10 protein-coding genes and 1 pseudogene are annotated in these 15,925 nt (G+C 59.5%); 3 read left to right on the forward strand and 8 right to left on the reverse strand.

The window, feature by feature from the left end:
* Positions 1-176: 176 nt before the first annotated feature.
* The 6 genes from ACODSK_RS30060 to kdpF are packed head-to-tail and all read right to left on the reverse strand — an operon-like array spanning position 177 to position 7,974.
* Complete coding sequence (locus ACODSK_RS30060) at positions 177-875, reverse strand: response regulator (RefSeq protein WP_489021423.1); 699 nt, start codon at positions 873-875, stop codon at positions 177-179.
* Positions 872-3,526, reverse strand: coding sequence for a DUF4118 domain-containing protein (locus ACODSK_RS30065; RefSeq protein ID WP_489021425.1), 2,655 nt, complete (start codon positions 3,524-3,526; stop codon positions 872-874). The genes ACODSK_RS30060 and ACODSK_RS30065 overlap by 4 nt, the downstream gene beginning before the upstream one ends.
* Positions 3,519-4,100, reverse strand: a complete 582-nt coding sequence (gene kdpC, locus ACODSK_RS30070; RefSeq protein WP_489021426.1) for a potassium-transporting ATPase subunit KdpC — start codon at positions 4,098-4,100, stop codon at positions 3,519-3,521. The genes ACODSK_RS30065 and kdpC overlap by 8 nt, the downstream gene beginning before the upstream one ends.
* Before the next feature lie 16 nt (positions 4,101-4,116).
* The gene (gene kdpB / locus ACODSK_RS30075; RefSeq protein WP_489021427.1) at positions 4,117-6,171 is read right to left on the reverse strand and encodes a potassium-transporting ATPase subunit KdpB; all 2,055 of its coding nucleotides are present in this window, start codon (positions 6,169-6,171) and stop codon (positions 4,117-4,119) included.
* Positions 6,172-6,181: 10 nt separating this feature from the next.
* Entirely contained in the window at positions 6,182-7,876 is a 1,695-nt protein-coding gene (kdpA, locus tag ACODSK_RS30080) for a potassium-transporting ATPase subunit KdpA (RefSeq protein WP_489021429.1), read from the reverse strand.
* A gap of 8 nt (positions 7,877-7,884) precedes the next feature.
* A complete protein-coding gene (gene kdpF, locus ACODSK_RS30085; RefSeq protein WP_075806771.1) occupies positions 7,885-7,974 on the reverse strand; it encodes a K(+)-transporting ATPase subunit F in 90 nt (29 codons plus the stop codon).
* Between the two features lie 145 nt (positions 7,975-8,119).
* On the opposite strand from kdpF, the gene ACODSK_RS30090 reads away from it, so the two are divergent.
* A complete protein-coding gene (locus ACODSK_RS30090) occupies positions 8,120-8,578 on the forward strand; it encodes an acetyltransferase (RefSeq protein WP_489021431.1) in 459 nt (152 codons plus the stop codon).
* A 157-nt stretch (positions 8,579-8,735) separates the two neighbouring features.
* A complete protein-coding gene (locus ACODSK_RS30095) occupies positions 8,736-9,521 on the forward strand; it encodes a sulfite exporter TauE/SafE family protein (RefSeq protein ID WP_489021433.1) in 786 nt (261 codons plus the stop codon).
* Between the two features lie 49 nt (positions 9,522-9,570).
* On the opposite strand, the gene ACODSK_RS30100 is transcribed toward ACODSK_RS30095, so the two are convergent.
* Positions 9,571-9,855, reverse strand: a complete 285-nt coding sequence (locus ACODSK_RS30100) for a hypothetical protein (protein ID WP_489021434.1) — start codon at positions 9,853-9,855, stop codon at positions 9,571-9,573.
* A gap of 605 nt (positions 9,856-10,460) precedes the next feature.
* Positions 10,461-11,135: pseudogene (locus ACODSK_RS30105) on the reverse strand (transposase).
* Between the two features lie 311 nt (positions 11,136-11,446).
* Here ACODSK_RS30105 and ACODSK_RS30110 point away from each other — a divergent pair.
* Positions 11,447-15,337, forward strand: a complete 3,891-nt coding sequence (locus tag ACODSK_RS30110; RefSeq protein WP_489021436.1) for a hypothetical protein — start codon at positions 11,447-11,449, stop codon at positions 15,335-15,337.
* The last annotated feature ends 588 nt before the right edge of the window (positions 15,338-15,925 follow it).

The following is a 15,925-nucleotide window of genomic DNA, read 5'->3' on the forward strand; positions in this document are numbered from 1 at the left end:
GGCAGATGGCCTGACCTCACACATTGAGGTGTCCGGAAAAAGTTGACCGCCACACACATCCTTTCTGGCTTTTCATCGGTCTTGAGGACCTCATCGCTGGCAAGCCAGCTCCCACAGTGACCGCGTGCACCGCTGAACCTGTGGGAGCTGGCTTGCCAGCGATGGGGCCCTGAAAGTCACTGCAAATCCTGCCCGATCAACCGATACCCCACCCCCGGCTCGGTAACGATGAAGCGCGGTGCGGTCGGGTCATCGCCGAGCTTCTGCCGCACATGGGCGACGACGATGCGCAGGTAGTGGCTGTCCTCGACATGGGTCGGCCCCCAGATGTCCTTGAGCAACTGCTGCTGGGTGATCACCCGTCCCGGATGCCGCGCCAGTTGCGCCAGCAGCGCGTACTCCTTGCGGGTCAGGGCGACTTCCTCGCCGTCCAGGGTCACCCGCCGGTAGGCAAGGTCGATGGTCAGCGGACCGAAGCTCAACGCCGCCTCCGGCGCGCTGGCCTGCGGCACCTGGCGCAACAGCGCACGCACCCGGGCCAGGAACTCCTGGATGCCGAACGGCTTGGTCACATAGTCGTTGGCCCCGCCATCCAGCGCCTGGACCTTCTGCGCCTCGCTGGCCCGCACCGACAGCACCAGCACCGGCACCGCGCTCCACTCGCGTAACTCGCACAGTACCGACTGGCCGTCCATGTCCGGCAGGCCCAGGTCGAGCACCACCAGGTCCGGCCGCGACAACGCCGCCTGCTGCAAACCCTCGGCTCCGGTCCCCGCCTCCAGCACCTTGTAGCCCTGGGACGCCAGGCTGATGCGGAGGAACTTGCGGATCTGCGGTTCGTCGTCGATGACCAGCAGGGTCGCGGTCTGGCTCATGGGGTCTCGCTGTCCAGTGGGGGTTGGGCCGGAAGCGGCAAGCATAGTGTGATGCAGGTACCGCGACCACCCAGGCCGTCCTCGACGCGGATCTGCCCGCCATGGGCGCCGATCATGCCGCGACAGATCGCCAGGCCGAGCCCGGTGCCCTGCCCGCCACGATCGCCACGGGCGGCGGTGTAGAACATGTCGAAGATGCGCTCGCGATCCTCCGCAACGATGCCCGGCCCTTCATCGGCCACGGCGAAGCACAACTGCCCGTCCTCGACCCGCACGCGCAATTCCAGATGCCCCTGGACCGGGGAGAAGCGCGCGGCGTTTTCCAGCACGTTGATCAGTGCCTGCTCGATTAGCGCCGCATGCACATAGAGCAACGGCAACTCGACCGGCAACTCGGTCCGCAGTTGCAGCGGCGCCAGCACCGCCCGCAGGCGGTTCAGCGCGCTGCCGACGATATCCGCCGGTGCCACCCAGTCCCGCGCCAGCTTGAGGCCGCCATGACCGAGGCGGGTCATGTCCAGCAGGTTCTGGATATAGCGGTCGAGACGCTCGGCTTCGTCGCGGGTGCCTTCGAGCAGTTCGCGGCGATCCTCGGCCGGGATGGCGTCGCCCAGGGCCAGCAGGCTGTCGATGCTGCCGCGCATGGCGGTGAGCGGCGTGCGCAGGTCGTGGGAGACCGAGGCGAGCAAGGCGCTGCGGAGCTGTTCGGTTTCGCCATGCAGGCGCGCGGCTTCCAGTTGCTCGGCCAGCCGCGCCCGGGCCAGGGCCTGGGCCAGCGGCTGGCTGAGGGACTTGAGCAAACGCCGGCGCTGGGCCGGCAAACGCTCGTCATCACGGGCACGCACGCCGAGCAACGCCAGCGGACCTTCATCCACCGACAGCGGCCACCACCACCAGCGCCCGTTGGGCAAGGTGTCGCTGCCCTGCCCCGCTTCCTGCTCGTGCTGCCAGGCCCATTCGGCGGCGGCACGCTCGTTGTCGCTGAATTGCAGCTCGCCACCGAAGGCCACCTGCAAGCGCCCTTCGCCGTCACGTTCGAGCAGGCAGGCCTGCACCTGCGGCCAGTTCTCCAGATGCTGCCCGGCCGCGCTGAACACCGCCTGGCGGTCGGTGGCGGCGGTCAGCCGGCGCGACAGTTCGAGCAACTGCCCGGTCTGCTCCTGAGTCTCGCGCAGGGCCTTCAACTGGCGGCGCTGGCGCGCGGCAAGGTTGCCGGTAAGTACCGCCATCAGCAGGAAGAACAGCGAGGTCAGCACGTCCTCCTCGCGCTGGATGGCGAAGGAGAAATTCGGCGGGATGAACAGGAAGTCATAGGCGAGGAACGACAGCACCGCACAGGCCAGCGCCGGGCCAATGCTGCTGCGCACCGCCACCAGCAGCACGGCGGCGAGGAACACCAGGGAGATGTTCGGCAGGTCCATGACCCGCGCCACCGCCGAGGCCAGGCCGGTAGCCAGCAGGGTCGCGGCCAGGGCCAGCGCGTAATGGCGCCACACCCATTCGCGGGCACGCACCGTACGCGCTGGCTCCGGCTGCTCGTCGCGGTCAAGCACGTTGATTTCCAGGCCATGGGCCTCGCGCAGCAAGCGCGTCGCCACCCCGGCACCGAACAGCCGCCGGCGCAGGCGATCCCGCGACTGGCCGACCAGCACCAGGCTGGCGCGGCGTTCGCCGGCATGCTGGATCAGCGTGCGTGCCACCTCCCCGGCGCGCAGCACCACCACTTCGCCGCCGAGCCGCTCGGCCAGTTGCTGGGCCGCCTGCAAACGCTGGCGCGCGGTCTCGTCGCGCAGCTTGCCGTTGTCCACATGCACCAGGCTCCAGGGCAGATGACGACGCTGCGCCACACGACTGGCATGGCGCACCAGGCGCTCGGCCTGGGCATCGCCGTCCACCCCCACCAGCAGGCGCCCGCGCAGGGCCGGGGCATCCTGGCCGAGGCGGCGGTAGCCATGAGCCAGGTCGGCATCGACCTGGGCCGCGGCGGTCTGCATGGCCAGCTCGCGCAGGGCGGTGAGGTTGGTCTGGGTGAAGAAGGCATCGATGGCCGCCCGCGCCTGCTCCGGCACATAGACCTTGCCGTCGCGCAGGCGCTCCAGCAGCTCGCGCGGCGGCAGGTCGATCAGGACCAGTTCGAAGGCCTCCTGCAACACCCAGTCCGGCAGGGTCTCGCGGACCTGCACGCCGGTGATGCCACGCACATGGTCGTTGAGGCTTTCCAGATGCTGGACGTTGACCGTGGTGTACACGTCGATGCCCGCCGCCAGCAGTTCCTGCACGTCCTGCCAGCGCTTGGTGTGACGGCTGCCGGGGGCGTTGCTGTGGGCCAGCTCGTCCACCAGCACCAGCTCCGGAGCGGCCTTGAGCAGGCCGTCCAGATCCATCTCTTCGAGCATCACCCCGCGGTATTCCGAACGCAGCAACGGCTGCTGGGGAATGCCGCCGAGCAAGGCCTCGGTCTCGCTGCGACCGTGGGTTTCCACCACCCCGGCCAGCACCCGCACGCCGTGACGCAGGCGGGTGTGGGCGGCCTGGAGCATGGCGTAGGTCTTGCCCACCCCCGGCGCGGCACCGAGAAACACCTTGAGCCGACCGCGCCCCTGGCGCGGCAGCTCGGCCAACAACGCATCAGCGCGCTGGGAATCACTCATTCAGGCTAAGTCCTTGTGTTGCGAGAGGCGCCAGGCGGTCGAGGGCGGCATTCAGCGCCAGGATATTCACCACCGGCGGACCGATCAGTGGTTGCAGGGTGGCTTGCTCCACCAGTCCTTGCAACGTCTGTTGCGGGATTTGTCGTGCCGCTGCCACGCGGGGCATTTGGTAGGCCACGGCCGCCGGTGGCAAGTGCGGATCGAGGCCACTGCCGGATGTGGTCAGCAGGGCCTGTGGCACCGGGCCTTGATTGGCGTCGTACAGCGCGGCGGCGCTGTCGCCGACACGCTTGGCCAAGGCCGGATTGCTCGGCGCCAGGTTGCTCGCGCCGCTGGACACCGTGGCGTAGTCGGCCGCCGATGGCCGCGCCTGGAACCAGGCATCACCACTGAACGGCTGGGCCAGCAGGCGCGAACCGCGCACCTGGCCCTGCTCGTCGCGCAGCAAGCTGCCATTGGCCTGGTCGGGGAAGGCCACCTGGGCGATGCCGGTGACCGCCAGCGGATAGGCCACGCCGGTCACCAGGGTCATCAGCAACAACAGGCTCAGGGCCGGACGAAGATGGGTAGTCATGGATAGGTCCTCGAATTCACACCAGTTGCAGGGCGTTGAGCAGCAGGTCGATCAGCTTGATCCCGGCGAAAGGCACCAGCAGCCCGCCCAGCCCGTAGATCAGCAGGTTGCGCCGCAGCAGATGGGCGGCGCTGGCCGCCTTGACCCGCACCCCGCGCAAGGCCAGGGGGATCAGCACGACGATGATCAGCGCGTTGAACACGATCGCCGAGACGATGGCGCTCTGCGGGCTGGCCAGTTGCATCAGGTTGAGCACGCCCAGTTGCGGGTAGATCGCGGCGAACAGCGCCGGGAGAATGGCGAAGTACTTGGCCACATCGTTGGCGATGGAGAAGGTGGTCAGGGCGCCACGGGTCACCAGCAGTTCCTTGCCGACCTGGACCACGTCCAGCAGTTTGGTCGGGTCGCTGTCGAGATCGACCATGTTGGCCGCCTCGCGGGCCGCCTGGGTGCCGTCGTTCATGGCCATGCCGACATCGGCCTGGGCCAGCGCCGGGGCATCGTTGGCGCCGTCGCCGCACATGGCGACCAGGCGGCCTTCGTCCTGTTCCTGGCGGATCCGCGCCAGCTTCTTCTCCGGGGTGGCTTCGGCGAGCACGTCGTCCACGCCCGCTTCGGCGGCGATGGCGGCGGCGGTCAGCGGGTTGTCGCCGGTGACCATCACGGTGCGGATGCCCAGCTTGCGCAGTTCGGCGAAACGCTCGCGGATGCCCGGCTTGACCACGTCCTTGAGGTGGATCACGCCGAGCAGGCGCTTGTCCACGCAGACCAGCAACGGCGTGCCGCCACTCTGGGCAATCTTGTCCACTTCCCGGGCCAGGGCTGGCGGCAGGTCGAGGCGCTGCATGCCGACGAAGGCCAGCACCGAATCCACGGCGCCCTTGCGATAGCGGCGCGGGCCGAGGTCGATGCCCGAAAGGCGGGTTTCGGCGCTGAACGCCACCGGCTCGAACTGCCCGGCCACCGGCTCGACGAAGTCATGCAACTGACGCAGGAACTCGACGATCGACTTGCCTTCGGCAGTGTCGTCGGCCAGCGAGGCGAACAAGGCGCCCTCGCCCAGTTCCTTGGCGGTGATGCCGGGGGCTGCGTACACCGCGCTGCAACGACGGTTGCCGAAGGTGATGGTGCCGGTCTTGTCGAGCATCAGCACATGTACGTCACCCGCCGCTTCCACGGCGCGACCGGAACGGGCGATCACATTGAGGCGCACCAGGCGGTCCATGCCGGCGATACCGATGGCCGAGAGCAGGCCGCCGATGGTGGTGGGAATCAGGGTGACCAGCAGCGCTACCAGGAACACCGTAGGGATCGCGCCACCGGCGAAGTGGGCGAACGGCTGCAAGGTCACCACTACGATCAGGAAGATCAGGGTCAGGCCGATCAGCAGGATGTCCAGGGCGATCTCGTTAGGGGTTTTCTGGCGTTTGGCGCCTTCCACCAGGGCGATCATGCGGTCCAGGGTCGACTCGCCCGGGTTGCTGCTGATGCGCACCAGCAGCCAGTCGGAAACCAGCCGGGTGCTGCCGGTGACCGCCGAGCGATCGCCGCCGGATTCGCGGATCACCGGCGCGGACTCACCGGTGATCGCCGCCTCGTTGACCGCAGCGATGCCTTCGATCACCTCGCCGTCGCCGGGGATCATCTCGCCCGCTTCGACCCGCACTACATCGCCCTTGCGCAGGGCGGTGGCAGCGACCGTCTCGAAGCTGCCCGAGGCATTGCGACGGCGTGCGGTCAGGCCCTGGCTGCCGGCCTTGAGGCTGTCGGCGCGGGCCTTGCCGCGGCCTTCGGCGAGGGCTTCGGCGAAGTTGGCGAAGAGCACGGTAAACCACAGCCACAGGGCGATCTGCACCGCCACGCTGGTGGGTACGGTGCTGTCCGGCAACAGGCACAACAGGGTGGTGAAGATCGCGGTCAGCTCCACTACCAGCATCACCGGGGCGCGCTTGAGCTGGCGCGGGTCGAGCTTGACGAACGCCTGCACCAGCGCCGGTCGCCACAGGGCGGCGAAGGAGGTTTGCGCGGTGGTGCTCGGAGCCGTTTTCATTTCGCCAATCGGCATGTTCATGAGTCGCTCCTTAGAAGCCCAGGCTCAGGTGTTCGGCGATCGGGCCAAGGGCCAGGGCCGGGAGGAAAGTCAGGCCACCGACCAGGAGGATGGTGACCACCAGCAGGGTGACGAACAGCGGGCCGTGGGTCGGGAAGCTGTTCAGGCCGACCGGTGCGGTCTTCTTCAGCGCCAGGCTGCCGGCCAGGGCCAGCACCGGCAGGATGTAGCCGAAGCGGCCGATGAGCATGCCGAGGCCGATCATCAGGTTATGGAAGGTGGTGTTGGCGCCCAGGCCGGCAAAGGCCGAACCGTTGTTGGCGCTGGCCGAGGTGTAGGCGTAGAGCAACTGGCTGAAACCGTGCGCGCCAGGGTTGCTGACACTCGCCGCCGGGCCCGGCAAGGCGGTGGCCAGGGCGCCGAGAATGAGCACACCGACCGGCATCACCAGCAGGGTCGCCACCAGCAGTTGCACCTCCCGCGCCTGGAGTTTCTTGCCGAGGTATTCCGGGGTGCGGCCGATCATCAGGCCGGCGAGGAACACCGCGATCAGCACGTTCAGCAACATGCCGTAGAGCCCGGCACCGACGCCGCCGAAGATCACTTCACCGACCATCATGTTGACCATCGCCACCATGCCGGTCAGCGGATTGAGGCTGTCGTGCATGGCATTGACCGAGCCGTTGGAGGCAGCGGTGGTGGTCACCGTCCACAGCACGCTGGCGGTGGTACCGAAGCGGCTTTCCTTGCCTTCCAGCGGCGCGCTCTGTTCCACCTGCGGGTTGCTCAGCGCCGGGTTGGGCTGGTACTCGGCCCACAGTGCGGTGGCGCCGCCGACCAGGAACAGGGCGAGCATGCCGGCAATGATCGCCCGGCTCTGGCGCAGGTCCTTGACGTAATGGCCGAAGGTGAACACCAGGGCCACCGGGATCAGGATGATCGACACCACTTCGAACAGGTTGCTCCAGGCCGTCGGGTTCTCGAACGGATGGGCCGAGTTGACGCCGAAGAAGCCACCGCCGTTGGTGCCCAGTTGCTTGATGGCGATCTGGCTGGCGGCCGGGCCGAGGGGAATGACCTGGTCGGCGCCCTGCAGGGTGACCGCGTGCACGTAGTCGCTGAAGGTCTGCGGCACGCCCTGCCACACCAGCAGCAACGCCAGCAGCAGGCACAGCGGCAGCAGGCCATAGAGGGTGGCGCGGGTCATGTCGGTCCAGAAGTTGCCCAGGGTGCCGACCGAGCGCCGGGCGATGCCGCGGCACAGAGCGACCAGCACGGCCAGGCCGGTGGCGGCGCTGACGAAGTTCTGCACGGTCAGGCCGAGCATCTGGCTCAGGTAGCTGAGGGAGGCTTCGCCGCTGTAGGACTGCCAGTTGGTGTTGGTCATGAAACTGACCGCGGTGTTGAAGGCCAGCGACCACTCCTGGCCGGGCAGGTGTTGCGGGTTCAGCGGCAGGTAGCCCTGCAGCAGCAGTACGGCGAACAGCAACAGGAAGCCGGCGAGGTTGAACACCAGCAGGGCCAGGCTGTACTGCTTCCAGTTCTGTTCCTGCCCGGCATCGACCCCGGCGATGCGGTAACAGGCCCGCTCCACCGGCCCGAGTACAGGAGTCAGCCAGGTGCGCTGGCCTTCCATCACCTTGTAATAGAAACGCCCGAGCCACGGCGCCGGCAGCAGCACCAGAGCGAAGAACGCCAGGAGCAATGCGTAATCTTGACTGTGCATGGCCGCTCCTAGCCGCGATCGGCGCGCAGCAGCGCGGCCATCAGGTACACCAACAACGCCACCGCCAGCAGCAGTGACACCCCGTCCAGAATGCTCATGAGAAATCTCCGTCCAGCGGCACCTGCCGCGTAGGAAAATTCTCCATCTGGGTGGCGTAAAGGGACGAGATCGACAGGGTTTGCGGCGCATAAAGAATGCGTAAAATCGCAGCCTTCACCTTTGTCCTGGAGGACTACCAAGCCCATGAACCTGACCATCACCCCGGTCACCGCCGAGGACTACCCGGTACTGATCGACATCTGGGAAGCCTCGGTACGGGCCACCCATGATTTTCTTCCCGAGGCCAATATCCAGCGGCTGCGCCCGCTGATCCTCGACGTCTACTTCGACGCCGTGACCCTGCGCGCCGCTCGCGACGCGTCCGGCCGCCCGCTCGGCTTTGCAGGCGTACACGAAGGCAAGCTGGAAATGCTGTTCATCGACCCCGCCCATCGCGGCACCGGCGTGGGCAAGGCCCTGCTGGCCCTGGCCATCGCCGAGCTGGGCGTGCGCGAAGTGGACGTCAACGAACAGAACCCGCAGGCGGTGGGTTTCTACCTGCACCAGGGGTTCCAGGTCACCGGTCGCTCGGAACTGGACGGCCAGGGCGAACCCTTCCCGCTATTGCACCTGAACCTGGTGGCCCCGCAGGGGGCCGCCTGACCCTTGATTCGATGCACCATTCACAACTCAGATAGCCCTCTCTTGCATAGATCGAATCGATATCGGTTATAAGCTAATTCGATACAAATATATTTGGGCATAAAAACATCCGTTATGCTGCGCCCGCCCCGTCGATAAAGAGCGTGTCAGGTAGCGTATGGATGTAGGTTCGTTTGGTTTCACCATTGCAGGTCTGGTTGTAGGTTTCATCGTCGGCATGACCGGCGTTGGCGGCGGTTCGCTGATGACCCCGATCCTGCTCTGGTTCGGTATCAACCCGGCTACCGCAGTGGGCACCGACCTGCTCTACGCGGCCATCACCAAGGCCAGTGGCGTCTGGGTCCACGGCAAGCAGAAGAACATCGACTGGGCCATCACCGGCTGGCTGGCCCTCGGCAGCGTGCCGGCGGCAGCGGCGACCCTGTGGTTCCTCAGCACCCTGCACACCGACACCGCAGCGCTCAACGCCATCATCAAGCAGGGCCTGGCGGTGGTGCTGATCCTCACCGCGCTGGCGATCCTGTTCAAATCCAAACTCCAGGCCTTCGCCAGCAAGCATGCCGGTGACCGCTACCACCTCAGCGGCCGCAGCCTGAATATCCTCACCGTGATTACTGGTGTAGTGCTGGGTGTGATGGTCTCGCTGACCTCCATCGGCGCAGGTGCACTGGGCACCGTGGCGTTGTTCCTGCTCTACCCGTACCTGGTCACCCGCCGCCTGGTCGGCACCGAAATCGCCCACGCCGTACCGCTGACCCTGGTCGCCGGGCTGGGGCATGCGAGCATGGGGAACATGGACTGGTCGTTGCTGGGGTATCTGCTGCTGGGGTCGCTGCCGGGGATCTATATCGGTAGTCATCTGACCGGGCGGATTTCGGATGGCGTGCTGCGGCCTTGTCTGGCGGGGATGTTGTTGTTGATTGGGTACAAGTTGGCGTTTTGAAAACGTCTTGAACAGGAAGGGCCGCTTTGCGGCCCTTCTTGTTTTCTGGTCAGACCTGAGACTGTCTGACGCCCTTCAACAACGACTCCACCAGCGCCTGGCTGATCTCCAGCGCATGCTGGGTGGCCCAGGCCAGACCCTGGACCGGCTTGCCGCCGGATTCGCAGAGTTGGTAGTTGGTTTCATAGGCCGAGGCCAGGGACAGGCTGAGGTGCACGAGGGCATCTTCCAGGCTGGCGCCTTCGCAGACGGCGAACAGGGGTGGATGAGTGTCGTTGCAGGTGGCGAAATGGGTGTGGGCGGTACGGGGTGGATCGGGGACAGACTTTTCCATTGCACAACTCCTACGTTCGGTGGAGCCGCCAGCAACGTGACCAAACGATGGGTGGCGACTGTGTGCAGGTTGGTCAACCGGGGAACTTAGGAAAACCCGGCGCACCCGAGGGCGCCCCGCACACAGCCGCCATAACGGAACAGCAGACAAGGATGCCTGCCGAATCGGACGTAGCGCCTGCGCTTCTTAAGTTCGTGAAAACAGGTGACCAAACCTGATCGCCAGAAAATGGCGACCGACGCAGCCTAGGTGCCGATTTCCAGATGCGCAACGTCAAACGAGGCGCGGAAGTATGATTGGGAAATTGCCTACATAAAAGTCGGAAATAGAGGGAATTTCGTAGCGGTATGCGACACCTTTTGGTCGCAAAACCTCTGTTCGACTCGGTCACTGTGGAAGCTGGCTTGCCAGCGATGGTCAAGGGTATCTACAGATCTATTGGAGATGAACGACTGTCAGGAAATCACAAGAAAGGCCGCCAAGAAACCCGACGGCCTTTAGGAAAACTCACACAACATCCGAAGATGAGCGACTTTTGGCCGGAAGAGCTCGATTTGCAGCCGCCGGTTATTGGATAGCCAAGGCGAAGCCTTAGTTATCATGCCCTACGAGCGTACCTCTCCTGCAACAGCTAATAAGTACCGGCGCATCACCTACTGATTTTGACCGGATAAACAGAATGGTCATTTGCGCCGTTTTCTTGGCTTGCCCACGAAAGCGAGTCTTCACGTATCCGAATTGACGTTTGATCACTCGGAATGGATGTTCGACCTTCGCCCGGGTCTGCGCTTTGACCCTCTTGATCCTGCATCTGGCTTTGTAAAGCACGCTGCGTTTGCTCATGTGCTTGTAGGTGCTACGACGAGCCGCAATCTGCCAGATCACCGGCCGCCCTTTATGCTCCGGTCGTTTCTTCACGCCGGTATAACGCGCAAACTGATGCTTATCCAGCAGGTGCCGGAAATTTATGATCGTCGTGTCTTCGAGGATAGGAGCGCTGAGCGTCAGCCGAGCAAACTGGCGCATCGAAGTGATCTCGTACAGCGCCTCTTCCATGGTTGGATCGCTCAACGAGAACCAGTTCTGCAGCAGGTGAACACGCAGCATGACTTCCAGTGGATACGGCTTGCGACCACCGCCGGCCTTTGAGTAATGCGGCTCGATCAATGCCACCAAACCGCGCCATGGCACCACCTGCTCCATCTCTGCCAGAAACGCTCGCGACGGGTTTGCTTGCGCTTACCAGCTTACTCGGAATCGGAGAAGCTAATCTGACTCATGGGATGGACGGCTTGTAGAGGGCAGTTGGAAGGAGGAATATCTCTGCACAGTTCAGATAGCATGTGCTGGCTTTATCGGAGAACCCTTAAAGACATGGAATTTAGTTCAGAGGTGTTGAGAGCGAAAGCGGCTAAAAAGCGATATCAAGACTCTTGTCTGGGCACCATCGAAACTTGCAATACCTACATATGATGTAATCGCTTTGCGATTAAAAAGTGGAAACGACGCGAAGCACGTAATTCAATACCTGAGTCCGCGATTCACATCAATGCGAAAGACTTCAGATAACGGTAGAGTCATGGAGGGCGTTATGAAAATATTCGAAGCTACAGCAGATCAGATTTCTAGGCTCAAGGATTTTCAGTTAGTAGATTTGCTGCGTAGGTTAATATCGGCCGAGCTGAAAAAGCATGGAATCCCTTTGGCCGCTGGGGCAGCTTCAGCTCAGCTAAACATTCCTGATGGTGGCGAGGATGGTCGTGTGGCATGGAAAGGCGGCCCTGTAAATACTGACTTCTTGCCTCACAGATACACTATTTTCCAATGTAAAAGAACCGATCCAGGCCCTGCAGCTCTAAAAGCTGAAGTATGGAAGAAGTCCTCCCAAGGAAAGGGGGTAAGGCGAGAGTTGAACGAAGCGATTGTACAAGCTTTAAAGAAGGGAGGAGCTTATATCGTCGTCACGGGAAGCGCTGTTGTCGGGACGAACGTTACTCGCCGAATTGAGGCTATTAAGGAGGGCGTTCGTGATGCTGGCGGGGAACCTTCAAAACTGGCTGCGATAGAAATCATCGACTCTAATAAGCTCGCGAGCTGGACTACAAGCCACCCATCCGTCGCTCTGTGGTTAAACTCGGAAATCAGGGATATCCACCTGCATGGATTTCGTAACTTCGAGGCATGGTCTCTCGACAAGAAGCTAAAAGAAGTAGCATTTCAATGCCTCAATGAAGAGCGATTCTTAATACGCGGATCTTCTTTCAGAAACTTGAAAAAAGATCATAGCAACATCCAAGACCGGCAAAGTGTTGAGTCTTTGGGTCCTATGCTAGAGGTGTTTTTTCAGGGATATGGAAAAGCCCTCCGGGTCGTAGGTCCCTCTGGCTATGGAAAGACACGACTTGTGCATGAATTACTCACACAGGCGAATGGGCGCGCGCAAGATTTCCTGGATCAGAAAAAAGTTATATATGCAATGCATGATGACGTAAAAGACATAATTATCAATATTGCAAGAGAGCTAAACGATTCAGGATCTAACTGCTTATTGATAGTGGATGACTGCTCTGACGATGTCCATATGCGAATTTGGGATGCAATGGGTTACGGCGGCAACGGCTTGCAGCTTATAACCTTAGGTGTTGAAGAAAAGAAAATCGATATAGAGAAAAATTTATTCATTGAGGTATTACCCGCCTCCAACGAATTAATCGAGGGAATTGCCAAAGATATTTTTAGAGATACCCCAACATTTGATTCTGTATTTGTTCGCGAATTGGCACAAGGCTTTCCAAGAATGGCGGTTTTAGCGGCGCATGCTGCTAAAGATGGAGATCTTGAGTTAGCATCTGCCGAAGCACTAATCGACCGAATTATATGGAATGGGAGAGAACCAAATGACGAAGCTTTGTTTGCTCTTCAGACATTGAGTCTATTTACAGCGCTTGGTATCGAAAATAATGCAAGTGAAGAGCTAGATGAAATCTCAAATTTCATCGATTGCAAGTCGCAATCCTTATTCCGGATCTTTAGCAGCTTCCGAGACCGCGGCATTGTTTTACGGCGGGGAGACTTTGCAGAAGTTCAACCACTCCCTCTGGCGATGCGACTCGCAAACGCTTGGTTAGCATCAATGCCGAGAGGTACGCTTGAACGGCTATTTCGCGAAATAAGACCGAAACTCCAGCTTAGACTTGCTGGACGCTTACGCTGGGTGTCTTGGTCTACGCAGGTGAGTAGCGCAGCGGAAAAATTACTGGATGAGCTATTGGAAACCAAGGCTGATTTGGACACTGACCATGGGTCGAAGTTACTTGATCGCTTTGTCCACTTGGCACCTGATAGAGTTATGCACCATTTAAACAGGCTTCTTGGATCATCAACAATAGAAGAATTGGAAAGCTTTAACTCTGGCAGGCGCCATACAGTGTGGGCTTTGGAGAAACTGGTGTTCAGAAAAGAGACCTTCCCTGACGCCGCCAATTTACTAATGAGGCTCGGAGCGGCGGAGAATGAAGACTGGGGAAATAATGCCACCGGTCAATTCAAATCGCTTTTCAAACTTCATCTTTCAGGCACAGAAGCCGATCCAAAAATGAAACACGAGCTATTGAACGATGGTCTAAACAGCCCTGACCCGAGAATTCGTAAAATATGTATTGATGCACTTGAAAGCATGCTGACAACTCATCACTTCTCTCGTTCGGGTGGTCAAGAGCGAATCGGAGTTTCGGAACCGTTGAATGATTGGTCACCGAAAACTTATGGTGAAATATTCGATTACTATCGGTTTGCGTTAGATCGACTAAACAAAATAGCACTTGATGATACTGACTCCTTCCAAGAGCTAGCTCTTGGCCATATTGAAATTCATTTGCGAGGGCTATTTCAGATTCCCGCGATAATTGATGAGGTTGTCGCGGTGGTTCGAGGAATTAAGGAGTCTAGACCTCGGTGGCATCAAGGGATTTCATCAGTAGGTGATTGGTTGTATTTCGATCAAATTGATTACCCTGAGGACTATATAGCTCGTCTGCGACTGCTATACGACGAGCTTATGCCAGAGGGTTTAATCGAGAAAATCATGCTATATAGTGCCGGCTGGCGGCTAGAGCTTCGCGACCCCGACAAAACTTATAGCAGAGATAGCACTTTAGACTTGCACTACTCTCAAAGAATAATCGAAAAACTTATTGAGAGCTGCCCAAGGAACGCCAGCTACTTCAATCCGTTAATAGAGGAGTTTTCAGGCGGCAGCTATCATAATTCTCCCATGGCGCTTGCCTTGCTTGCGACACATGTTAGGGACCCAGAAAATCTAATCACGCAAACCGCATGCTATCTCGAAAGTGACAAGTTCACAGAAACAATTGTAGAAATGCTACGCGCCATTATTTCCGGCATAAACAGAAACGATGGTGCAGCAGCGCGCGCTCACCTTGAGGCATTATTGGATATAGATAAGCTTACTCCGCACACAGTCGAGCTTATGTTGTCCGTAGGAATAGATGAGCCATTTTTTGTCATGATAATAGATCGTCTAAGCGCCAAAATCATCAACCCAAAACATACTAACTTTCTGGGAGCACAAGATCTTTTGCGCGCGCTTAACCCTAGTCTCGTAGAAAAGTTTGTTAATGTACTTATTGACCTAGGTGCAGAAGGAACGTGGGCAGCCATCGATTTTCTACTGTACTCTTTAAATTTCACGGATGCATTAGAGCAGCAGGAAGGGAATCTAATAAAACTTGTAACGACTCATCCCTACCTTTTAGATAAGGCCCGGCCTGCTCAGATGGACTCATACCACTGGTCAACTTTGATTAAAAAACTTTTTGAAAACGGTCTTGTAGATAAAAAATTCGCGGAAAAATGCGTACGCCTCATAAACTCCGTCATAAATGTTTCGGATTATTCATTTCAACTCAACTTCGCCGGACAGGCCCGAGAAGTCCTATCCGACATCGCAAAAACTCACCCCGAAATTCTCTGGGAGATATATACCGAGCAATTACACTCACTGACTAATTCGCAACGTTATAGGCTTTCAAATTTATATGGACCTGAACATGGCCATCCTTCTAATGCGGGGGTTCTGGATCTGATTCCTACTCATCTTGTTTTACCCTGGGTGGTTGAGAGTCGGGCGGAAAGGGTTCCCATTGTACTGGGATGGATAAGAATATTTGAGACAGCCGAGTCTAGCGCGGATTGGGATTCTAAATTTTTGAGCTTTGTCGAGCAGTACGTATATGAACCGGCAGAGATGAGAGCGATAGCATCCAGACTTACGACAGGCACCTGCTGGGGATCCTTTGCAAATAAACTTGCACCAGAGTTAGAAAGGCTCGACCGGCTTGGTAAGAAAATTAAAAACCCCGTGATTATTCGATGGATCGCTGATATGCGGCAAAGACTTGATCGCAGTATCGAGTCGACTAGGCGCGATGATGAAAACCGCGAGGTTGGCTTGCAATGCTAACCATGTTGACTTTCTTCTAAGTTTTATAGTGAGTTTTAAAAAGGGGAGATTTAATCCTCCCCTTTTCAGAGGATTGGCTAACGCTTTTGGCTGTTTATTGGGTGGCGACTGTACGCGGATTGGTCAACCGGGATTACAGGAGCATTATCCGGCGCACCCGAAGGTGCTCCGCGCACAGCCGCCATGACAGCAGCCAACGCGCTCAACGATGAAGATGAGCGACTCCAAATAATCGACAGGTGACAAAACCTGATCGCCAGAAAATGGCGACCGACGCAGCCTAGGTGCCGATTTCCAGAAGCGCAATGTCAAACGAGGCGCGGAAGTATGATTGGGAAATTGCCTACATAAAAGTCGGAAATAGAGGCAGTTTTGTAGCGGTATGCGACACCTTTTGGCCGCTAGAACCCTGTTTGACGTGGTCACTGTGAGAATTGGCTTACCGGCGATAGCGGTAGTGAATTCACCGACGTCATCGCTGGCAAGCCAGCTCCCACAAGGACCGCACCGAGCACAGATACTGTGGCTGGCCAAGAACCCTGTGGGAGTCGGCGTTGCCGACGATGAGGCCATCCGCCTCGACATCGA

The sequence above is a fragment of the Pseudomonas sp. FG98 genome (assembly GCF_057808595.1).